General features: G+C 38.6%; 19 protein-coding genes. 12 read left to right on the top strand and 7 right to left on the bottom strand.

Annotated elements, in window-relative coordinates; all coding sequences use genetic code 11:
- Window positions 1–11 precede the first annotated feature (11 nt).
- Both HL290_RS01240 and HL290_RS01235 read left to right on the top strand, forming a co-directional pair.
- Complete coding sequence (locus tag HL290_RS01240; RefSeq protein ID WP_004643559.1) at window positions 12–1,757, top strand: hypothetical protein; 1,746 nt, start codon at window positions 12–14, stop codon at window positions 1,755–1,757.
- On the top strand, window positions 1,754–3,865 hold the full coding sequence (locus HL290_RS01235) for an EAL domain-containing protein (RefSeq protein WP_198495362.1): 2,112 nt from the start codon (window positions 1,754–1,756) through the stop codon (window positions 3,863–3,865). Before HL290_RS01240 ends, HL290_RS01235 begins: the two co-directional genes overlap by 4 nt.
- Before the next feature lie 63 nt (window positions 3,866–3,928).
- Here HL290_RS01235 and rpmE read toward each other — a convergent pair whose 3' ends face one another.
- From rpmE to HL290_RS01215, 4 genes are all read right to left on the bottom strand, one after another.
- A complete protein-coding gene (gene rpmE / locus HL290_RS01230) occupies window positions 3,929–4,153 on the bottom strand; it encodes a 50S ribosomal protein L31 (RefSeq protein ID WP_003650476.1) in 225 nt (74 codons plus the stop codon).
- Between the two features lie 193 nt (window positions 4,154–4,346).
- The gene (locus HL290_RS01225; RefSeq protein ID WP_170834038.1) at window positions 4,347–5,318 is read right to left on the bottom strand and encodes a bile acid:sodium symporter family protein; all 972 of its coding nucleotides are present in this window, start codon (window positions 5,316–5,318) and stop codon (window positions 4,347–4,349) included.
- Window positions 5,319–5,452: 134 nt separating this feature from the next.
- Entirely contained in the window at window positions 5,453–5,854 is a 402-nt protein-coding gene (gloA, locus tag HL290_RS01220; RefSeq protein WP_003650472.1) for a lactoylglutathione lyase, read from the bottom strand.
- A 2-nt stretch (window positions 5,855–5,856) separates the two neighbouring features.
- On the bottom strand, window positions 5,857–8,043 hold the full coding sequence (locus tag HL290_RS01215; protein ID WP_198495361.1) for an AmpG family muropeptide MFS transporter: 2,187 nt from the start codon (window positions 8,041–8,043) through the stop codon (window positions 5,857–5,859).
- Between the two features lie 165 nt (window positions 8,044–8,208).
- On the opposite strand from HL290_RS01215, the gene HL290_RS01210 reads away from it, so the two are divergent.
- Window positions 8,209–10,827 carry a Lon protease family protein gene (locus HL290_RS01210; RefSeq protein ID WP_198495360.1) on the top strand — a complete coding sequence of 873 codons (2,619 nt, stop codon included), beginning with the start codon at window positions 8,209–8,211 and terminating at the stop codon, window positions 10,825–10,827.
- 69 nt (window positions 10,828–10,896) lie between these two features.
- Here HL290_RS01210 and HL290_RS01205 read toward each other — a convergent pair whose 3' ends face one another.
- The 3 genes from HL290_RS01205 to surE form a co-directional block, all read right to left on the bottom strand.
- Window positions 10,897–11,826: a LysR family transcriptional regulator gene (locus HL290_RS01205; RefSeq protein WP_017387924.1), complete on the bottom strand. Its 930-nt coding sequence runs from the start codon at window positions 11,824–11,826 to the stop codon at window positions 10,897–10,899.
- A gap of 101 nt (window positions 11,827–11,927) precedes the next feature.
- On the bottom strand, window positions 11,928–12,755 hold the full coding sequence (locus tag HL290_RS01200; RefSeq protein WP_003650467.1) for a peptidoglycan DD-metalloendopeptidase family protein: 828 nt from the start codon (window positions 12,753–12,755) through the stop codon (window positions 11,928–11,930).
- A gap of 111 nt (window positions 12,756–12,866) precedes the next feature.
- On the bottom strand, window positions 12,867–13,637 hold the full coding sequence (gene surE / locus HL290_RS01195; RefSeq protein ID WP_004643567.1) for a 5'/3'-nucleotidase SurE: 771 nt from the start codon (window positions 13,635–13,637) through the stop codon (window positions 12,867–12,869).
- Window positions 13,638–13,738: 101 nt separating this feature from the next.
- Between surE and HL290_RS01190 the strand changes: the two genes are divergently transcribed.
- The 9 genes from HL290_RS01190 (at window position 13,739) to HL290_RS01150 (ending at window position 21,282) form a co-directional block, all read left to right on the top strand.
- Window positions 13,739–14,110, top strand: coding sequence for an MCR_0457 family protein (locus HL290_RS01190; RefSeq protein ID WP_005045976.1), 372 nt, complete (start codon window positions 13,739–13,741; stop codon window positions 14,108–14,110).
- 152 nt (window positions 14,111–14,262) lie between these two features.
- Complete coding sequence (locus HL290_RS01185; protein ID WP_004643570.1) at window positions 14,263–14,685, top strand: MCR_0457 family protein; 423 nt, start codon at window positions 14,263–14,265, stop codon at window positions 14,683–14,685.
- A 126-nt stretch (window positions 14,686–14,811) separates the two neighbouring features.
- Entirely contained in the window at window positions 14,812–15,960 is a 1,149-nt protein-coding gene (gene dacC / locus HL290_RS01180; protein ID WP_004643572.1) for a D-alanyl-D-alanine carboxypeptidase PBP5/6, read from the top strand.
- Window positions 15,961–16,050: 90 nt separating this feature from the next.
- Complete coding sequence (locus HL290_RS01175) at window positions 16,051–16,602, top strand: gamma carbonic anhydrase family protein (RefSeq protein WP_198495359.1); 552 nt, start codon at window positions 16,051–16,053, stop codon at window positions 16,600–16,602.
- A 144-nt stretch (window positions 16,603–16,746) separates the two neighbouring features.
- Window positions 16,747–17,235 (top strand): NUDIX hydrolase, encoded by a 489-nt coding sequence (locus HL290_RS01170; protein ID WP_003650461.1) that lies wholly within the window; start codon window positions 16,747–16,749, stop codon window positions 17,233–17,235.
- A 4-nt stretch (window positions 17,236–17,239) separates the two neighbouring features.
- Complete coding sequence (gene mnmA, locus HL290_RS01165) at window positions 17,240–18,373, top strand: tRNA 2-thiouridine(34) synthase MnmA (RefSeq protein ID WP_056481309.1); 1,134 nt, start codon at window positions 17,240–17,242, stop codon at window positions 18,371–18,373.
- 13 nt (window positions 18,374–18,386) lie between these two features.
- The gene (gene hflD / locus HL290_RS01160) at window positions 18,387–19,118 is read left to right on the top strand and encodes a high frequency lysogenization protein HflD (protein WP_004643577.1); all 732 of its coding nucleotides are present in this window, start codon (window positions 18,387–18,389) and stop codon (window positions 19,116–19,118) included.
- Window positions 19,119–19,173: 55 nt separating this feature from the next.
- On the top strand, window positions 19,174–20,562 hold the full coding sequence (purB, locus tag HL290_RS01155; protein ID WP_198495358.1) for an adenylosuccinate lyase: 1,389 nt from the start codon (window positions 19,174–19,176) through the stop codon (window positions 20,560–20,562).
- Window positions 20,563–20,643: 81 nt separating this feature from the next.
- Window positions 20,644–21,282, top strand: coding sequence for a DUF2238 domain-containing protein (locus tag HL290_RS01150; RefSeq protein ID WP_198495357.1), 639 nt, complete (start codon window positions 20,644–20,646; stop codon window positions 21,280–21,282).
- Window positions 21,283–21,306: the final 24 nt, after the last annotated feature.

Raw genomic sequence — 21,306 nt, 5'->3', positions numbered from 1 at the left:
TATAATAAGTGATGATGAATAATGCACTATCGGACATTTTTCACAATCAAACCGCACTCACTCGTGAGCGGTTAAGCTTTTGTGAAGCCAATATTAAAGATCTTAATGAATGGGTCACTACCCTTTCTATTATGCAACTCGGCGATACGTCAAAGGCATTATTCACCGCTATTTTAGAGCTCAATGAATTAAAATGTAGTGAGACCTTACGTTTCGATCTCATACAAACGCTTCATCCCACCATTAATAACGTTCTTGCAAGCCTAGAAAAAAACTTTTTTAACCAAGGCGTTATTAGCACAGACCGTAATGAACACATTATTGAATTAGCGATGTTGCTACGTTGCTATTTTGCCAGTATTTATTTAAATATTGCTAAAAATAGCCATGAGCAATTACAACATCAAAAATTTTCACTGTTTGCCTATAAACAAAAAAAGAATTTGCAAACGGCACGTACTTTATCGACTTTCCATGCGCTGCAACAATTAACCAGTCTCTTATATCAGCAGCATATGCTCTATAGTGAGCCGGTCAAAGGACAATGGTTAATTGCACATCAACTTTATGAAACTGCTGTTCAGCATAAATATCATCTGGTAAATATTAACCATATTCAGGGTGTACATCACCCTCTAGCAAATATTACTCAAGCTTATGCTCAGCTGATTTTGCTCGATATTTTAAATACGAACCAAATTCGTCAGTCAGAAATTCAGGCATTATTTCAATGTAGCTTTGACTGGGCAAGAATGATTCATATTTTGCCGAAAGACACAGCATTAACGAAATATGTGGTCGACCCAAATAAAGATCATCCGCCGGTTTATAACACCAAACGCAGCTCTAACTTTAGCCCAAACATTTTTATAGGCACACAGGCTTTACTTGAGCATGTCACTGCAACCATGCATAAAAATGCGCAATATATTTCCAAAAATGAAAAGTTTTATTTAAGCCCAGCTTTAAAGTTTCATGTTCAAACTATTTTAGGTACTACGGCTCAACGTCGTCATGAACGTTATGAATACAATGCAGAGCTACAAATTTGTTTTGGTTTAAGCACGGCTCATTTCTATCTCTCGAAAGCAAAAAACTTCGAAGAAACGCTACAACTGAACAATAACTACAACTTACAAAGTGAATCTAAAGTTCTATCCAATTTAGAGAAAAAAGAACAACAAACGACATCCTATCAACGCTTAAGTCGTGAAAGCAAAACCATTTATCAAACCACTGTTCTCGATATTAGTGTCAATGGATATCGTATTAAATGGTCTGGGGAAGCACCGAAAAATCTAAGAACCGGTGAATATATTTTAGTTAAAGAAACCTTGCATGGGCAATGGCGTGGCGGAGTAATCCGCTGGATTAAGCAGTCGACAGAAAAAAGCCTAGAGTTAGGTTTAGAGATTTTGTCACAGGCCATGTTCCCTTGTGCAGTGCATATTCAAGCTGAGCGTCATACGCGCAATTATCATCCTGCACTATTACTACAAACACAAAACCTAGAAGAAATACAAAATACGCTGATTTTACCGGGGTCACAAATTTTTAGAGAGCAACAAACAATTCATTTACGATTGGGGACAGAAGAAATCAAAGTGTATCTACTCAAAGCACAACTCATTACTCAAAGTTTTATTCAATTTCATTTCGAACTTCTGAATGAGCAGCAACAAAATCTGCTTGATCAGTTCATGATGAAAAAGAATAGCAACTCTAGCAGTCAAGATTTATGGGAAGCACTAAAGTGAGAAACTCTTTATTATCTAAAAAGTTAAAACGTATTGAAACACGTTTACTCATTATTGATGACAACCAGCTACGTTATAACCAGATTTTAAATTTATTATTGGGGAATGATTATCAAGTTCAGGCATTATTGCTTGATGACCTAAAAAGTTTTGAAAAACAGTTAAATACGCCTTGGGATGCTATTATTTTTGGTCGTGCTTATGACCTAAAAATTGAACAAACCCTCTCCCTTATTCAAGCATCTGAGCAGCCACATTTACCTGTTTTGTTATTGCAACCTGAAGACTATCAACCTCAGCAATATCAGGCTTATATTCATAAAGGTATTTATGATGTAGTTCCATTAGAACCATTAGATTATTTTTATATCACGCTTATTCGAACCTTGTCGTATAGCCATTTATTGCAAACTGAGCAACGCCTGACGAGTGAACTAGAGACTATTCACTCTCATACACAAACATTGGTCAATAACAGCCATAAAGCAGTTGCCCTTTTTCAAGAAGGCATGCACGTTAAAGCAAATACAGAATACCTCAACCTTTTTGGCTTTAAGCAAGAAGAAGAGATTATTGGCCTGCCGATATTAGATGTTTTACAACCCAATGATTTAAATATTTTTAAACAAAGATTTAAGAAGATTTCATTAGGTCAATTTGATCAGGCGCGTTTTGAAATCCAGAGTCAACATGCAGCAATTTCAGGCAATAATGCTTTAAAACTTGAATTTATTCCCAGTCAGGAAGAAGACGCCGTACAGTTAACCATTGACTATCAACTGGATTTACAAACACCCGCAAATACAGTCTTTTCTGAAAAGAGCTATGGGTTAATTACGCCTTGGCAACAGATTAATCGACAGCTATCAACCCACCCTGCTCAAGCGAATGCATTGGTTTTATTTAAATTAAGTCAGTGCCCAGAACGTGTATTTCAACTCGATTGGCAAACTCCTGGACAATATTTTAATCAGCTGCAAAGTTTTCTGAAAGAACAAGCACAAATGCCGATTTTCAATCTTGAACTTGGGGCATATCTTGGCGTTTTGCAAACCGAAAACAGTACAGTCCTTAACTCCCAATTGGCTAGTCTGCAAAGTTTGCAAAAAGAGCATTTATTACCGATTAATGAGCTTAACTACTCGATCCAGTTTAAGCTGAGTTATGCGCAAATTACTGAACCTTTAGATGAAGCTAATTTTGCAAAGCTACTCGATCAAACCAATCAGCAAGAGCTACCTAAAGCGAAGTCAGAAATTGAGTTAGTGCCAACTATCGATATTATCTCTCCTGAGCCTACGAGTTCTTCTATCTCACTTGATCTAAACCTTCAGAATGTTGATGCTCCTGTGCAATCCTCTCTATTGCAACAATTAAAGCAACAGTTAGCACGGGGTGAAATCCATTTAAAATATCAGCAGATTTATGATAAGCATGATCAAGAAACCCATAACTATGAAGTTACTAGCGGTTTTATTGCAGATGAACAGTGGCACGACTTAAACGATTTAGCCACATTAAGAGATGATAGCGAACTTTCTATTCAATTAGACCGTTGGATCTTGGTTGAGGCTAGCAAGCAGCTACATAATTTTATTGCGCAGTATCCGAAAGCTAAACTGATTATTAACTTGAATATTGATATCTTACTCAAAGATAAATCATTCCCTGAGCTGATTTCGAAATTACTCACCATTATTGGTAGTAAGCAAGAAAGCCCATTGGTTCTACAATTTTCAGAACAAGCGATTCAGCCACATCTTACAATTGTGCAGCAACAAATAGCTCGCCTACGTCAACACGGCGCAGAAATTTCAATTCGGGATTTCACATCTTCTATTTATAGTGAATCGATATTGCAACAACTTGATGTTCAATATTTAAAATTGCAATCGAAGAAGACCGAGCTATTAAACTCAGATGCTGGTTTAGCGCAATTACAAGAAAAGGTTTTGAACTATTTGACTGTAAAACCTGTAGGGATTTTACTTGCCGATCTTGATGATATGAACTTATTTGCTAACGCTTGGAATGTGGAAGCACGTTTCTTACAAGGTCGTTATTTCCAGAAAAAACTTGATCGATTAACAGACGTACAAGACCAATAATGGTCTTGTCGTCCATAAACAAAAAACGGGCATAAAGCCCGTTTTTTGTTTCGTTTTGCAGTATTAACGCTTGATAGAGCGAGACATACCAGAAAAACGTTGTTTGAATTTGTCGATACGACCACCAGTGTCTACATTCTTTTGCTTACCAGTATAGAATGGGTGGCAAGCTGAACATACGTCAAGGTAGATAGTGTCTTTACCTAAAGCAGAACGAGTTTCGATTACGTTACCGCAAGAACAAGTTGCTACTAATGTTGCATATTTTGGGTGAATATCGGCGCGCATCGTCGATTACTCCTAATTTAGAAAGGCTTAAGCTGCCATCGCAATTGATCACTCTCAACTAAGTTGAGGACAGGCTCAAATGAGCAGATCAACACCACAACAGACCATTCTTTTGGCCCACCGAAACCTCTAGGGTTAGAGCTAAGCACAACAAGTGGACAAGATTATACGTCAAATAATTTTTATTTGCGAATTAATCTTTAGATTTAGCCCAGTAATTTGCAATTACCCCACAAACCATTAATTGGATTTGGTGAAAGATCATAATAGGTAACACAATCATGCCTAAAGGCTGACCAATAAATAAGATTTGCGCCATTGGCACACCACTTGCCAGCGTCTTTTTTGAGCTACAAAAGAAAACCGTGACTTGATCTGCTCGGTTAAATCCAAAAGCACGTGGTAGATAAAGTGCTAATAGCATAATGATGGTTAAAAGAACTGAACAAGCAACCGTTAGAATAAGTAAGGTTTTCCAACTCACCTGATGCCAAAGCCCTGCGACCACTGCCCCACTGAATGCACCATAGACCACCATCAAAATTGAGCCTTGATCGAAAGCTTTAACAATACTTGGAACTTTTGCCATATAGGGAAAAATATAAGGACGTAATATTTGTCCTAGAATAAATGGCACTAACAGTAACAATGTAATTTGTATAATTGAAGCAGTCGGATCGAACCCATGTTGGCTTTGGCCTAAAATAAAAAAGCTAACCAACACTGGTGTAATAAACATACCAATCAAATTTGAAAAAGATGCACTACAGACCGCTCCCGCCACATTCCCTTTTGCAACTGATGTAAATGCAATAGAAGATTGAACCGTAGAGGGTAAAAAGCACATAAACAAAAAACCCCAGTACAGCTGCTGACCTAGTAGAGGTAACAGAATCGGCTTAGCCAACAAACCAATCACTGGGAAAACAAAAAAAGTAAATGCGAATACAAGTAAATGCATTTTCCAATGCAAAATGCCTTCAATTACAGCCTCACGAGACAGCTTCGCACCATGCAAAAAAAATAATATTGCAATCGCGACTGTGGTGAGTGTATTGAAATATTGCGCTGCTTGACCACTGACTGGAAAAAATGTTGCTAGTAGTACCATTCCAACCAACAAAATTGTAAATCGATCAAGTGCCAATAACTTCAACATAGCCACATCCTATGATTATTTTAGATAAATAAAAAACCCAGTTGATAAATTGACCATTCGGTCGGATATTCATCATACTGGGCTCTAAAAATAAAGCTAGACTTTTAAGACCTAAATCTTAAATCACCTAAGTCATTTATTTAGTTATTTCTGGCATCAGCATCTTGTTGAATCAACTCGATTTTATAACCATCTGGATCTTCAACAAATGCAATAACCGTTACGCCGCCTTTCATTGGGCCAGCTTCACGCACGACTTTACCACCACGTGCTTTAATTTCTTCACATGCTTTATAAGCATCATCAACGCCAATGGCAATATGGCCGTATGCATTGCCTAAATCATAACTTGAAGTATCCCAGTTATGAGTGAGTTCAAGCACAGTATTGGTTTCTTCATCACCATAACCAACAAATGCCAGTGTAAAGCGCCCTTCTTCATAATCACGCTTACGAAGTAACTTCATTCCTAATACTTCGGTATAGAACTTTAAAGATTGTTCTAAATTGCCTACTCGCAACATTGTATGAAGCATTCGCATGTTTATTCACCTGCCTTTTCTGATTCATGTGTTTGATGATCTTTTAGCAGTTTTCCAACCCAAACCACTAAAATCAAGATTGGAATACCAATAAGAGTGGTCATCAAAAAGAATTTTGGATATCCAATATTACTGACAATGGTACCTGAATATCCACCCAAAAGTTTTGGTGTAAGCGTCATGAGTGAACTAAAGATCGCATATTGAACAGCTGTGAACGACACACTCGTTAAACTTGAAAGGAAGGCGATAAATGCTGCACCAGCCAAGCCAGAAGCCAAGTTGTCGACAATAATGGCAAAATAAAGCCATAAAGAACTATACGGTTTAATCACCTTACCGCTGATTTCAACTGATTGACCTGAAAGCGGGTCAACGTAAGCTAAGGGTTCAATATTTACATCTAATTCACTTGCTGCTTTTAGATTTGAGCTAACAGCATATGGATGAGATGCAGAAAGTATTTTCCGTTCACCGTCTACTACAGCTACATTGAGTTCTTTACTTGCCGATGAAGCTAATTTTTTCGCATCAATTGCTGCACTAAAAATACCTTTTTCATCTGACATTTTTGCATCAAAATTTTGTCCATCAAGACTAATTATGATTTTTTGCGTAGGGGTTAAAGCTTGCCCGAAGTATTGCCCTCGAATCACAATACTCCTTTCTCCCTCTTTCAAATAGATTTGATCATTACCCATGATTGGTAAAATTTGTAGAGGTGATTTGGCTAATTCAGTAGTGAGTAATGGCTGAGTACGAGTCACAGGTGCTACACCATTTTGTGTGGCATAAGCAGCTTTCACCTCAATTTGTTTCACTCCATTAAAGCTAGAACTTGGTACCGCTAGCTTCCACAAACCTACTTCATCGGGCTGAACTTTATAGTTTTGCTCACCAACTTTTACATCAACTACATCTAATGGCTGTCCAGATTTTACCAGTCCAATAAAAATTAAATTGGTAGAACTTGCCAAAACTGCACCGACAAACATAAGCTTCATAATGTTTATACGCTGTGCTAAAAGGCCACCTAAGAAGCCACCTATTAAACTAAATATCACCCCATAGATTTTGACTGCTTCGGCAATTTGTTCTTTGCTAAAGTTGAGATCCTGATAAAAAACATTGGAAATAACACCCGCAATAATGTCTGAAATACGGAAGAAACCAATGAGGAGTAATAAGACTAATGCAAGTTTGACACCATAACGTTTAAAGAAATCTAAGATTGGTGCAATCCATGTCTCTTTAGCCATTTGTTGGTTAACTACACCAAATTTAACCAGTAAATAGCCCACAAAAATGGCACAAGCTGTCGCCGTTAAAAATCTTAAAGCTTCTAAACCAAATAATGCTGCGTTGTCTTTTATACTTCCAGCTTGCGAGATTGCTTCTGTTATCTGTCCAGAATAAATATAGGTGACTACAAATGAAATAACGGCAACAAAAAACACGAACACCAAACGGTAATAATCACTACTCTTGTAGTTTTTATAAACACGATTTACCTGAGGTTCACGAACGAGCAAAGTCGTTACAATGCCGACCAACATAACCGCTGCCATGGTTAAGTAAGTCATTTTCCAAGCTTCGTAAATGTAATTACCTTTAGCAGTTCCCAAATATGCAGCTAGAAATAATGCCCCCGCTCCAGCCACAATCATTCCGATTCGATAACCAGCATTATAAGTAGATGCCAACACTGTTTGCATTTCTGTTTCTGCTAATTCAATACGGTAGGCATCAATCACAATATCTTGTGTTGCTGCTGAAAAACCAAGCAACACCGCACCTACTGCCATTTGAACAAGATAACTCGGACCTAAAGCAGGATCAGAAAAAGCCATAATACAAATAGCAAGGACAATCAAACACTGTGCAATTAACAACCAAGCACGTCTTCGGCCTAACATTTTGGTTAAAACAGGTACAGGTAACTCATCAATGAGAGGAGCCCAAACAAACTTAAAAGAGTAACCTAGAGCCGCCCAACTAAAAAAAGTGACTGCACTTTTATCAATGCCTGCCTCTCCAAGCCATAAAGAGAGACTAGAGAAAATTAATAAAATTGGAATTCCGGCAGAAAAACCAAGAAACAGCATAATTAATGCACGGCGATCTAAAAATGCTTTAAAAGCCGAGACCCAACCCGAAGCTTGTGTGGTCATTCGTTTTTTATTTTCCATAAATTATAAATGTGCCTATTCAAACCCTTCTTACAATTGCTTTCAAGATTCTTTATGCAAACATTTTGGATTTGGCGATAAAAACCGCAAGTTTGCTTGATATTTTATGCTAAACCTGTATACCTTTAGCCTTCAACCTTCGTTTTCTTTTGCTGGATATCAACAGTGACACAAAAACTTGATCAAGTGACTATTTCAACTTTATCACTCGCTAAAACAACCACCACAAACGTCACAGTAAATGCATTTCCTTCAGCTTTTGAGCAACCTGATATAAAAATGACCTTAGACAAGACCGTTTTAAAACCTGAACAACTTACACATATCCCAGATTTTGAAAAAATTCCAGCTTCAACCAAACGCATCAAACCGCTTAATAACTTTTTAGGTCAAGATCGTGCCAAAGCATCTGTAGAGGCAGGAATTTCTTTGCCCTACTCAGGCTACAACATTTTTGCTGTAGGAACTGCTGGTTTAGGCAAACGTACCATGATTAAACGTTTGTTACAGCAGCACGCCAAAACAATGCCAACGCCTGATGACTGGGTGTATGTCTATAATTTCAAACAAGCACGTCAACCTATTGCCCTACGTTTCCCAGCAGGTCAAGGCACTAAGTTTCAACAAGCACATGAACAAACTTGGCAAATAATTTTAAAACAACTTGAACGCCGTTTTAGTGCAGAGACTTATCATAACCGTATTGAGCGCATCCGTCAGGAAACAGGCGATGTACAACAGCAAGCACTTGTTGAACTGACCAAAGAAGGTGAAGAACTCGACTTAAAACTCATTTCTCGTAATGAGAAACATGGTTTTGTACCAGTACAAGTTAAAGATGATCAAGTTCAAGAACTTACCCAAAACGATATTGATGCTTTAAATAGTAAACAACGCGCTGAAATTGCGGCCAATATTCGCTATATGGATAAAAAGCTGGATCGCCTTGGTTTACATTTAGGTGATTTAGAAGATGATGCACGTGACAAAGTGTCTGTGTTAAATCGAGATATTGCAACGCAAGTCGTTATGCCAAGAATGGACCTTATTTTAAATAAATATGGTCAGGTTAAAGGTCTCGAAGATTACTTAAAACAATATGCCCAAGATATTATTGATAATGTAGAACTGATTTTAGAACAAGATGAAGATGATTATGCTCCATCAATGTTCAACCGTGTTCCTGCACGTTATCAAGCTAATGTTATTGTGGCTAACAAACCAAATAGCGGTGCTCCTGTTATTTTTGAAGACTTTCCAACACACTATAATTTACTTGGTCACGTTGAACAGCTCACCCATAACGGCACAATTATCACAGATTTCACCTTAATTCGTCCTGGTTCATTGCATCAAGCCAATGGTGGCTTTTTAATGCTTGAAGCTGAGCAGTTACTAGAACAACCATATGCTTGGCAAGGCTTAAAACGCGCGCTTAAATCTGGGCAGCTTAAATTGTCTTCACTTGAACATATGCTGACTTTAACTGGCAGCATTTCGATTGAACCTGCTGCAATTCCGCTCGACATTAAAGTGATCTTAATGGCTGAGCCTGAAATTTATTATGAAATTTTAGAGATTGAACCAGAGCTTGGCAGCGTCTTTAAAATTCGTGCAGATTTTACCGATACTCTGCAACGTAATGAAACAAATGAACAAGCTTATATGCAGCTCATTGCTGACTATGTACAAGCCGATAAATTACTACCATTTGATCGTAGCGCTTTAGCAGCTTTATTAACTGATTCGAGCCGCCAAGCAGAAGATCAAAGCTCGTTATCATTACATGCGTCGACTTTAGGTGACCTCATTCGGGAAGCGCACCACCATGCGTTTAAAGCTGAGGACAAGATCGTCACTGAACAGCATATCAACTTAGCTCTACAACATCGACAATACCGTTTAGGCTATTTAAGAGAGCTTTACTGGCAAGATCTTTCACGTGGTACACAATTAATCGAAACATCGGGATACCGTTTAGGCCAGATCAATGCCCTTTCCGTTATTCATTATGCAGATGTTGAGTTTGGTTTGCCTTCACGTTTGACAGCGTCTGTTTATCAAGGTGGCGGTGATATTCTTGATATTGAACGTAGTGTAGAACTTGGTGGTTCACTTCATGCCAAAGGCGTGTTGCTGATGTCGAGCTTCTTGAAAGCTCACTTTGGTCGCGAACAGATTTTACATTTTTCCGCTGCGCTTGCATTTGAACAGAGCTATGGTCAAGTCGATGGCGATAGTGCCACTGTTGCTGAGCTTTCAGCATTAATTTCTGCTATTAGCCAAATACCAATTGATCAATCATGGGCAATTACTGGCTCTATGAACCAATTAGGACAAGTCCAGCCAATTGGTGGCGTAAATGCAAAAATTGAAGGCTTTTATGATGCATGTAAATTACAAGGTTTCACAGGTAAGCAAGGTGTCATTATTCCTCGTCAAAACATGCAGCATTTAATGATACGTCAGGATGTTATTGATGCTGTTCGCAGCGGTCAATTCCATATCCATGCGATTGATACGATTGATCAGGCACTTGAAATTTTAATGGCTCGTCCAGTCGGTGCACTCGATAAAAAGGGTAAATACAGCAAAAATTCAATTTATGCAGCAGTAATGGAACAACTTGAATATTGGCAAGCCATTGAAGATGGTGCTGAAATTGAAGAAGAGCCAAAAAAGAAAAAGAAAAATAAGAAAAAAATTAAGAAGCATGAAGAACTTACTGCTAACGATCTGCCACAAGAAAATGCAGAAGAAGTTGCCACATTAAAACAGAAGTAATAAAAAAAGGGCCTGTAAAATACAGGCCCTTTTCTATTGTTTAGACTAAAAGTGCTTAAACTTACAGGATTAGCGGACGATCTGAATCGCTCGTCCTCCTGCTAACTGGCTAAAATATTGTTTAAGTGCTTCAACACAACGTTGAATTTTCATTGGTTGTTGATCATGTTTGGCAACCTCTGCATACAATGTAAAAGTTGGTAATTTCCAATCTGGCATGAGTTCAATCAAAGAACCATTTTTTAATTCTTTTTGAGCGTCCAAATATAAAATTCGTGCAATACCATGCCCTTGCTGACATAACGCTTTTGCAACTTGTAAATTATTGCTCTGCAAACGGCTTTGCATTTCAATATTAAGCGTTTCACCTGTTTTTACATGTTGAAAATTGAAATGGCGCGAGTCATTCATGACATTAATCGACAACAATTCATGATCTCTTAAATCATTAGGATGCACAATTGGACTAGATTGGTTCAGATAACTGGGAGAAGCTACCAAAATTTGATCTACAAAAGCCATCGGAATGATAGAGCTACTCTCTTCTACCGGAGTGGAACTCATGCGTACTGCGATATCAATTCGCTCTTCAATTAAATCGATATAGCGATGCCCAACTTCGAAATGCACAGATAAACCGCGATGAGCTGACATCCAGTGAGATAATGCAGGAATGAGGTGTTGAACTGCTAAATCAGGAGTTGTTGCAATACGCAAATCCCCGATTAAATCATCCCTCAATTCATTAATTCTGATTTTTCCCCTTTCAGCAGCCGCCAACATCTCTTGACAGCTTGAAAAAAAAGCCTGTCCGGCTTCTGTTAAACTAAGTTTACGAGTGGAGCGATGTAATAAAATTACATCCATTTCATTCTCAAGAGAGCGAATCTGTTGGCTCACCGCACTTGTTGTAATTCCCAATTCACGTGCCGCACCACTGAATGAACTTTTTTCGACCACACAAGCAAAAACACCCATCGCACGAAGCTGATCTAACATAGGTTTCCTCAAATCTAATTTTAAATTTATAAAAAATGCTTATTGTTGTAATGAAAGCAACCAATTACATTATACGAGGAAACCTAAGTTTTTTGCATTAGCTATTTTGGTAAAAGATTTATAGGATTAATCGGTTTTCCATCCAAACGAATCTGGAACTCAAGCATGACCTGAGATGCGCCAGTAGATCCCATTTCGGCAATTTTTTGTCCAGCAGTTATATTATCACCGCTTTTCACCAACATCTTGCTATTGTGGGCATACGCACTGATGTAACCGTCAATATGCTTAACTAAAACCAGATTTCCGTATTCTTTTAAGCCATCGGCTGCATAGACAACTTGACCATCGGCTGCGGCATAAATAGGGTCACCCTGATTTCCACCATAACGGATTCCCTTGACATTATTTGCCAAATTAAACCCTTGAATTACTGGGCCATTGGTCGGTTTTATCCAACGTAAGCTCGAATTTGGTGCAACCGAAGCTACTGTCGTATTTGTTGATGGTACGCTAGTTGCTGGCTGAGTTACTGGAGTAACAGGCTGTGTTGTTGGTAAAGCAATGGTTTGACGCTTAATTTGTTCAGGTTGCGCCATGACTTGCGTAGAAACTGTTCTTGGTGAAGAACCTTTCTTCAAACGCAACGATTGATTAACATAAATACGATATGGTGCGGGAATATCATTCATTTCGGCAATACTGACATAATCCAGACCATAACGCATTGCGATACCACTTAAAGTATCACCTGAACGAACTGTGTAATAGTTAGGAGCCATTGCATAGCGAGAACTATTATTAATTTGCGGTTTAGAAGCACATCCAGCCATAGCCACAGTAAAACCTACAGCTACAGACAACAGCATAATTTTCATTATTTTGTCTTTTTGGATATTCACTCTGCTTTGTTGCCCAATTAAATGCATTGATCTCCCTCACTAAATGCTACAAATCATTTCGGCTAAGAGTACCAAAAAAGTAAGAGGAAACACGTTCCTCTTTTTCTTTATTCACAAAGTTATAACATTCGAGGCAAATTATTGGCTCAAACTTAGCTGCAGGTCTTCTAAAACAGCATAATTTGTTGCGTCCATCTGAATTGGGGTAACACTTACATATCCATTGGCCACTGCAAAAAAGTCAGACTGAATCTGGCTTAGATCACGCTGCGGATCTGTCACAGCCTCACCTGCTAGTCCAATCCAGTAAACTTGACGCCCTCGTGGGTCGACATGACTGGTAATTGGCTTAGATTGGGCACGGCGTCCCTGATAAGTAATTTGTGCTCCTTTTAATTGTGGCACGTCTGGAATATTAATATTCAAGATATGTCTTGGAGGCAAAGATGGCAGTCCACTTGCAATAAAATCATGAACCCACTGAGCAGCCTGAGCATAATCTTCTTTATTGTTATAAGCGCGTACATCAGAACCAGCTAAAGACACAGCAATTGCGGGTTGCTTCATCAAACGGCCTTCAAATGCTGCGCCTACTGTTCCAGAATATAAAACATCATCACCTAAGTTTGCTCCGCTATTGATTCCACTCACGACCAAGTCAAATTCAAAATCGAACAAACCATTCATTGATAAATAAACACAATCTGCTGGCGTACCATTCACTGCCCAAACATCTTCGGCAATTTGAATTGGGCGTAATGGTCGATCCAATGTCAATGCACTTGAAAAACCACTTCTTTCGCTTTCTGGTGCAACTACAACCACGCGTCCAAGTGGTCTTAATGCTTCAGCTAAAGCCTGTATACCTGGCGCAAAAACACCGTCATCATTCGCAATTAAAATATTCACTAAAATCTTTCTCGACAAATAAACCTAAAGGTTTTCACAATTGAATTATTTGTTGAATTATATATATTTATGCCTCCATAGCATTATAAAATTGTGAAAAAATGAAAACTTTCGCTCCTTTTTTTCAAGTATTGGGGATCAGTATCACATTGTGTACGCAAGCAGTTTTTGCAGATGAGGATATCTCAACACAAGAAGCTGATAGCTTAATTAAAGATGACATTGCCGCAACGCAAGTTTTGCAGGAAATCTGCCCAGCTTTTGTGGGAACAAATAAAAAACTTGAGTCAAATACTCAAAAAATTATTGCGATGTATCTAAACGGTTATTCAAATAAATCAATGTCCTTAGCAAATCTGCAAAATGACACAGAATTTAAAACTTTATTAAATGAAGCACGTCAGGCTGCAAAACAAATGGACCATCATGAACAGCATGAGCTCTGTGAAGAGATGGTTAATTATAAGGAATAGATCTTAATCTTTTTAGAATAGAGATTTATTAATTTTGGTTTTCTGTTTGGCATTAAGCAGAAAACCAACATAACAATACATTTTTTCCATTTTCTTAATCTACAAATTGGTTAAGCTATCGAGATATTTAAAATTTTTATTTCGGGTTATCGATGTTTATGAAGAAAAGCTTAGTTCAATCGCTCTCTTTGGTTTTACTTATGAGCATGGCAACAGTTGGTTTTGCTGCTGATAAGAAGAAAACAACTGAAAAGAAAACCGAAAATGAAAATGTTGTTGAAGTCACTCCACAACAAGGTATAACCCCTGAAGAATTAGCTGCGATTCAAGTACTTTCTGAAATTTGCCCAGACCTTATTGGCAAAAAAGATGCTGATTTTGCTCAAGGTTATGAACGTTTAGTTAAAGATTATCTACCAAATGAAACTGATGCTGTCTCTGCGTTAGAAAAACGTAGCAAAGACAAAGGCTTCAAAAAATACTTAAAAGAAGCGCGTAAAGATGCGAAAGCCGCAGGCGATGAGCAAAACACATTAGTTTGCCAAGACGTGAAAGCGTATCAATCGCAAAACTAAATTAGCAAAAAACTCTTGAGTTACAATACTGTTTGAAAAAGCCGATTTCCCCCATAGAAGTCGGCTTTGCTTTATCCTAAAATGCTAGGCTCTTCTGCTTCATACAAGATATTGGAATTACATAGAATGACTCGAAAAAGCGCTATTGCTGCACTACTCCTCTTGCCAAGCTTTTCTTATGCAGCAACTGTCTTATCAGCTCCGCCAGAATTAAATAATAAGTCTTATGTATTAATGGATTACGAGACAGGACAAATTCTTGCTTCTAAAAATGAAAACGAAAAGCTTGCACCTGCTTCTATGACTAAAATGATGACTAGTTACATCATTGAACAAAAATTATTAAAAGGTGATCTGACTGAAAATGAGCAGGTTCGTATGAACGAGTCTGCATGGTGTAAAGGAAGTAGCTCTGAATCATGTATGTATGTCCCTTTAAATGGTACAGCAACTGTTCTAGAAATGCTTCGCGGTATTATTATCCAGTCGGGTAATGATGCATCAAAAGCAATGGCTGAACATATTGCCGGAAATGAAGGCACTTTTGCTCATATGATGAATCAGGAAGCAAAACGTATCGGCATGGTAAATACCCAGTTTGTTAACTCGACTGGTATGCCAGCTGAAGGCCACTATTCAACTGCAAAAGATATGGCAGTTTTAGCGCAGCATATTATTAAAGATAGCTCAAAATATTACCCAATCTACTCTGAAAAAGAATTTACCTTTAATGGTATTAAACAAGGCAACCGTAATGCCTTACTTTACACAGACCCAAGTGTAGATGGTTTAAAAACAGGCCACACAGATGAAGCTGGTTACTGCTTAACTACTTCAAGTAAACGCGGCCCAATGCGCTTAATTTCAGTAATCTTTGGCACTCCAAGCATGTCTGAACGTGCAGACCAAACTCGTACATTATTGGCTTGGGGCTTTGCAAACTTTGAAACTGCAAATGTTCAGCCAGCAAATCAAGTTCTTGCAAAAGCGAAAGTCTGGTTTGGTAAAGAAGATGAAGTTCAAGTAGGTTTAGCTGAAAACTTTAGTGTGACTATGCCTAAAGGTAAAGCTGACGGCATTAAAACTCAGTTAGTGGTTCAACCTAACTTAAATGCGCCACTTCAAAAGGGCCAAGTTGTGGGTAAACTCGTTGCCAGCCTAGACGGCAAAGTAATTGCTGAAAAGCCATTAGTTGCATTAAAGCCCGTTGAAGAAGCAGGTTTCTTTGCACGCTTAATCGACCATGTTAAACAGTTCTTCAGCAACTTATTTTAATTTTTGAATAGTTGAATTAAGCACTCATGCTATTTAGCCTGAGTGCTTTTTTATTTTATAATTCGTCTAAATTCTATGTTGATACCTCTCATGGCAAAGAACATCCGTCCTTATCTTGAACACCGCCCTCAAGTTGATACAACATGCTATATCGATGACATGGCTGTTGTAGTCGGTGAAGTGAGCTTAGCTGAAAATGTTTCTGTCTGGCCTTTTGCAGTGATTCGCGGCGACGTAAATAGTATTCAAATTGGTAAAAATAGTAACGTACAAGACCATTGTATGTTGCACGTTAGCCACAAAAATGATGCAAAACCTAATGGCTCACCTCTTATTATTGGTGAAGATGTGACTGTTGGACATCATGTCACTTTGCATGGCTGCACCATCGGTAACCGTGTTTTAATCGGGATTAATACCGTTGTTCTAGATGATGTGATTATTGAGGATGATGTGATGATTGGCGCGGGAAGTTTGGTTCCACCGCGTAAAGTCTTAAAAAGTGGTTATCTATATGTAGGAAGCCCTGTACAACAAGTGCGCCCTCTTACCGAAAAAGAATTAGCGTTCCTTCCTTATTCGGCAAGACATTATGTAAAAGTACAAAATAATCATAAAGCTGCACAAGCGAATCAAGATTAATTATCTATCTTGTTTGTGAGTAATAAAATTCTGATTTTTTAAACGATATGGTTTTGTAGTATTGCTCATATCGTTTAGCAGATCACCGTAGCCAAAAACCCCTAAATTTCGTATTATACGTCTTTTAAATCATGGTGCTTTTTTATGGCCGCATGGACTCCTCATGTCACTGTTGCTACAGTCGTAGAAAAAGACGGACGCTATCTATTTGTTGAAGAGCATAGCGAAGGTTTTGTACACACCGTATTTAACCAACCTGCTGGTCATGTGGAATGTGGTGAGTCATTAACACAAGCAGCCATTCGTGAAACACTTGAAGAAACGGGTCATCATGTTGAAATTGATGCCTTGCTCGGTATTTATACTTATACCCCGCCCATGTTTCCGGATCGTACCTATTACCGCTTCTGTTTTCTAGCGCATGTGACTCAGGTTGAAAGCAATCCTCAACTCGATACAGATATTGTAGCGGCTGTGTGGATGACACCAGATGAGCTCAAAGAATCTGCTCGTGCTCGTAGTCCACTCGTACTTAAAGCAGTTGAAGATGCCATGAAAGGCCACCATTATCCTCTATCGCTTATTTATGAGCACCCTTTTTCTCCCTCATTAACTTCTCATTTGGATGCCTAGTCCTATGCAACAACGTGTCATCGTCGGTATGTCTGGTGGTGTAGACTCTTCTGTTTCTGCAGCACTTTTACTTCAACAAGGATATCAAGTTGAAGGTCTTTTCATGAAGAACTGGGAGGAAGACGATGGCACGGAATACTGTACGGCAATGGAAGATTTAGCTGATGCTCAAGCAGTAGCCGATAAAATAGGCATTAAGCTCCATACAGCAAACTTTGCTATGGAATATTGGGACCGCGTATTTGAACTTTTCTTAGCTGAATATGCAGCTGGACGCACCCCGAACCCAGATATTTTATGTAATAAAGAAATTAAGTTCCGTGCATTTTTAGATCATGCCATGACTTTAGGTGCAGACTTTATCGCAACTGGTCATTATGCTCGCCGTGGTGAAACTGCATATAACTCGAAAGGCGAAGCATACGCACCGCTATTACGTGGTGTAGACAATAACAAAGATCAAACTTATTTCTTACATGCTGTTCATGGTAAAGAAATTAACAAAACCCTATTTCCGGTAGGTGAGATAGAAAAGCCAGAAGTCCGGAGAATTGCTGAAGAACTTGATCTTGCTACAGCCAAGAAAAAAGACTCTACTGGGATCTGTTTTATTGGCGAACGCCGATTTAATGACTTTCTTAAACAATATTTGCCCGCTCAACCTGGAAAAATTGTACTTGATACAGGTAAAGAAGTTGGTGAACATCACGGTCTGATGTACTATACGCTCGGTCAACGTGGTGGAATTGGTCTAGGTGGTTTGAAAGGTGCAGCTGAAGGTGCATGGTTCGTACTACACAAAGATATTGCCAATAACCGCCTAGTTATTGGTCAGGGACATGAACACCCACTCATGCAAAGCACACAGCTTTGGAGTGAGTCAATTGACTGGGTGGCGGGCGAACAGAATATTCCAGCTGAAGGTTTACGCTGTACAGCTAAAACACGCTATCGCCAACCTGATCAGGCATGTACAGTTTTTAATGATGAAAATAGTGAACACGGTGTACGAGTTGAGTTTGATGAACCTCAGCGTGCTGTTACACCGGGTCAAAGCGTTGTATTTTATTCAGATGAAGTTTGCTTAGGCGGGGGTGTCATTCACCATACAAATGCCCCTACACCAAATTTTATTTAAGGGAATGAATGGCATGGTGGAGTTACCATTTCAACAATCACAAGCCTTGAATGTTCGCCAAAACCGTGCCCTTGCCTTGGCTGGGGTATTTCAGGCCACCCAGCTCACGCATATGACAGCCCTAACGGGTCAGCAGAGTATTGGTGAAAGTGGTAACTTCTATTTTGAGCTGTTAATCAAAGCGAGTTTAAATATTCGCCCTACAGTCAATAATGGTGTTCAAACATTAGATTTTTTTAATCAGTTGGCAGATATTTCTTTAGGGCTTAAAACCCTCGAAAATTGTATTACTCAACCTTTTACAAATATGCCCAAATCTCGCCTTCCAAAAATGGGCACTGCCAAGCTGCCAATGTCATATGCGATGTCCCTTTTGCAATTAGAAAAGAAGGTCTATAGCAATCCTGAATACGTCGCAATCATTGAAAAAGCTCAGCAAAAGATTTTAAAACAGCTTTCTTTTTTTGATAATAACTACTTACACCCAAGCATTTTAGCCAATTTGGCTCAAACTTATGTCGATACTGCTGGGCAGATTAACCCTCGCATTCTTGTTCGTGGTAATGCAGAAGCATTTAAAGATACCAACCATACTAACCGCATCCGTGCTTGTCTTTTTACTGGCTTGCAAATGGCCCATTTATGGCGACAACTCGGTGGTAGTTCGTGGAACATGATTTTTAGCAAACGTAAATTGCTACAGGATATTCAGGCACTTGCTCGTTTACAGTACCAAGTCATCTAAGGCTGTAAAGAGATTATTTTTTGTTTTATGTTTATTCCAACATTAAGGAATCGTTATGAACGCTTTAACCGCACTATCACCATTAGATGGACGTTATGCCAGCAAATGTGATGCGCTACGCCCTTTTCTTTCTGAGTTTGGTTTAATTCATGCTCGTGTCACTGTAGAAGTGCGTTGGTTACAAGCGCTTTCTAACCGTCCAGAAATTGTTGAAGTTGCTCCTTTTTCAAATGAAACAAATGCAGCTTTAGATGCAATTGTTAGCAACTTTTCTGAAGAAGATGCTAACCGCATTAAAGAAATTGAGCGCACAACGAACCATGATGTAAAAGCTGTTGAATATTTCTTAAAAGAGAAAATCGCAGGTATCGCTGAATTACAAAATGCAGGTGAATTCATTCACTTTGCATGTACTTCAGAAGACATCAATAACTTGTCTCATGCACTTATGCTTAAAAACGGCCGCGAAGTTTTAGTATCAAGCATGAAGCAAATTTTAAATGCGATCTCTACTTTAGCAACAGCTCACGCTGAACAACCAATGTTGTCTCGTACACACGGTCAAACTGCAAGCCCAACAACTTTGGGTAAAGAAATGGCAAACGTTGCATACCGTTTAGCTCGCCAAATCAAACAATTTGAAAATGTTGAGCTACTAGGCAAAATCAACGGCGCTGTAGGTAACTACAATGCTCACCTTTCTGCTTATCCAGATGTTGACTGGGCTGCGCATGCTCAAGCTTTTGTGGAATCTTTAGGTTTAGCATTCAACCCGTACACAACACAAATCGAGCCACATGACTACATGGCAGAGTTGTTTGATGCGTTACGTCGCTTCAACACGATTTTAATCGACTTTAACCGTGACGTATGGGGTTACATCTCTTTAGGTTACTTCAAACAAAGATTAAAAGATGGTGAAGTTGGTTCTTCAACTATGCCACACAAAGTTAACCCAATTGACTTTGAAAACTCTGAAGGTAACTTAGGTATTGCGAATGCGGTATTAGCGCACTTAGGCGAAAAATTACCAATTTCTCGCTGGCAGCGTGACTTAACTGACTCGACTGTACTTCGTAATATGGGTGTTGGTTTTGCGCAAAGTTTAATTGCTTTTGATGCGTGTTTAAAAGGTGTTGGTAAACTTGAGCTCAATGCAGCTCGTTTACTTGAAGATCTTGACCAAGCTCAAGAAGTTTTAGCAGAGCCAATTCAAACTGTTATGCGCCGTTATAACGTTGAAAAACCATATGAAAAGTTAAAAGCATTAACTCGTGGTCAAGCAATGACTCGCGACATGATGGTTAATTTCGTAAATGGTGAGGAACTTCTTCAAGTGCCAAGCGAAGAGCGTGCACGTTTAGCAGAGCTTACTCCTGCAACTTACACAGGTAATGCTGCTGAACAAGCAAAACAGATCAATGACTTAATTAGCAAAATCTAATTGAAAAGTTAAAAAAAGCGAAGCTTCGGCTTCGCTTTTTTATTACACTGATATAAAGCACAATAAAGTCCTATTTATAAAATGATCGAAAAACAATTCAAACTTAAACACTATGTTGCTCTAGTCCTCATATTTATTGCCATCTTACTATCAAGCATTCACCCCCTTGAATTTGAAGCTTATTTACTTCATCAGGTAGGGACTGTTTTTATGTTAGTTCTACTATTTATTATTTTTAAAAAGATTGGTCTCGATTTTTTAAGTTTTACTCTCTACTTACTATTTTTACTGATTCACATTATCGGTGCACATTATCTATATTCATATGTTCCTTACAATGACTGGATTCAACAGGTGTTCCATTTTAATCTAGATCAATACATGGGGTGGTCCCGTAATATGTATGATCGTTTAGTTCATCTTGCATATGGTGTTTTACTCTACCCTCTTATTTATCGAGTTTTTCAAGCTTGGTTGCCTACAGCAAGGCCTTTTACTCTGTTTTTACTTGTGATCCAGTTCGTGATGGCATCTAGCGTTTTTTATGAACTCATTGAATGGGCGATTGCAATTGGTTTATCTCCAGAAGAAGCTGAGAATTATAATGGTCAACAAGGCGACATGTGGGATGCCCATAAGGATATGCTATTAGCGACTATTGGGGCAATAATTTATGGACTTGCAGCTCTTATAAAAGCACCTAAAATAAATAATTCATAAATAAAAAAAGCGCTTAATAAGCGC

It is taken from the genome of Acinetobacter sp. AC1-2 (assembly GCF_016124155.1).
In the GTDB taxonomy this organism is placed as follows: Bacteria; Pseudomonadota; Gammaproteobacteria; order Pseudomonadales; family Moraxellaceae; genus Acinetobacter; species Acinetobacter calcoaceticus.
The sequence above is the reverse complement of the archived record's forward strand: the minus strand, read 5'-3'. Positions and strand labels throughout refer to the sequence as shown.

What these genes read in the sequence shown, in the direction of transcription:
- HL290_RS01190 (WP_005045976.1), top strand. Translation starts at nt 13,739, where the DNA reads ATGAAAACTTTCGCTCCTTTTTTTCAAGTATTGGGGATCAGTATCACA.
- HL290_RS01185 (WP_004643570.1), top strand. Translation starts at nt 14,263, where the DNA reads ATGTTTATGAAGAAAAGCTTAGTTCAATCGCTCTCTTTGGTTTTACTT.
- HL290_RS01175 (WP_198495359.1), top strand. Translation starts at nt 16,051, where the DNA reads ATGGCAAAGAACATCCGTCCTTATCTTGAACACCGCCCTCAAGTTGAT.
- rpmE (WP_003650476.1), bottom strand. Translation starts at nt 4,153, where the DNA reads ATGCGCGCCGATATTCACCCAAAATATGCAACATTAGTAGCAACTTGT.
- HL290_RS01200 (WP_003650467.1), bottom strand. Translation starts at nt 12,755, where the DNA reads ATGCATTTAATTGGGCAACAAAGCAGAGTGAATATCCAAAAAGACAAA.
- purB (WP_198495358.1), top strand. Translation starts at nt 19,174, where the DNA reads ATGAACGCTTTAACCGCACTATCACCATTAGATGGACGTTATGCCAGC.
- HL290_RS01170 (WP_003650461.1), top strand. Translation starts at nt 16,747, where the DNA reads ATGGCCGCATGGACTCCTCATGTCACTGTTGCTACAGTCGTAGAAAAA.
- hflD (WP_004643577.1), top strand. Translation starts at nt 18,387, where the DNA reads ATGGTGGAGTTACCATTTCAACAATCACAAGCCTTGAATGTTCGCCAA.
- gloA (WP_003650472.1), bottom strand. Translation starts at nt 5,854, where the DNA reads ATGCGAATGCTTCATACAATGTTGCGAGTAGGCAATTTAGAACAATCT.
- HL290_RS01215 (WP_198495361.1), bottom strand. Translation starts at nt 8,043, where the DNA reads ATGGAAAATAAAAAACGAATGACCACACAAGCTTCGGGTTGGGTCTCG.
- HL290_RS01205 (WP_017387924.1), bottom strand. Translation starts at nt 11,826, where the DNA reads ATGTTAGATCAGCTTCGTGCGATGGGTGTTTTTGCTTGTGTGGTCGAA.
- HL290_RS01150 (WP_198495357.1), top strand. Translation starts at nt 20,644, where the DNA reads ATGATCGAAAAACAATTCAAACTTAAACACTATGTTGCTCTAGTCCTC.
- mnmA (WP_056481309.1), top strand. Translation starts at nt 17,240, where the DNA reads ATGCAACAACGTGTCATCGTCGGTATGTCTGGTGGTGTAGACTCTTCT.
- HL290_RS01240 (WP_004643559.1), top strand. Translation starts at nt 12, where the DNA reads ATGATGAATAATGCACTATCGGACATTTTTCACAATCAAACCGCACTC.
- dacC (WP_004643572.1), top strand. Translation starts at nt 14,812, where the DNA reads ATGACTCGAAAAAGCGCTATTGCTGCACTACTCCTCTTGCCAAGCTTT.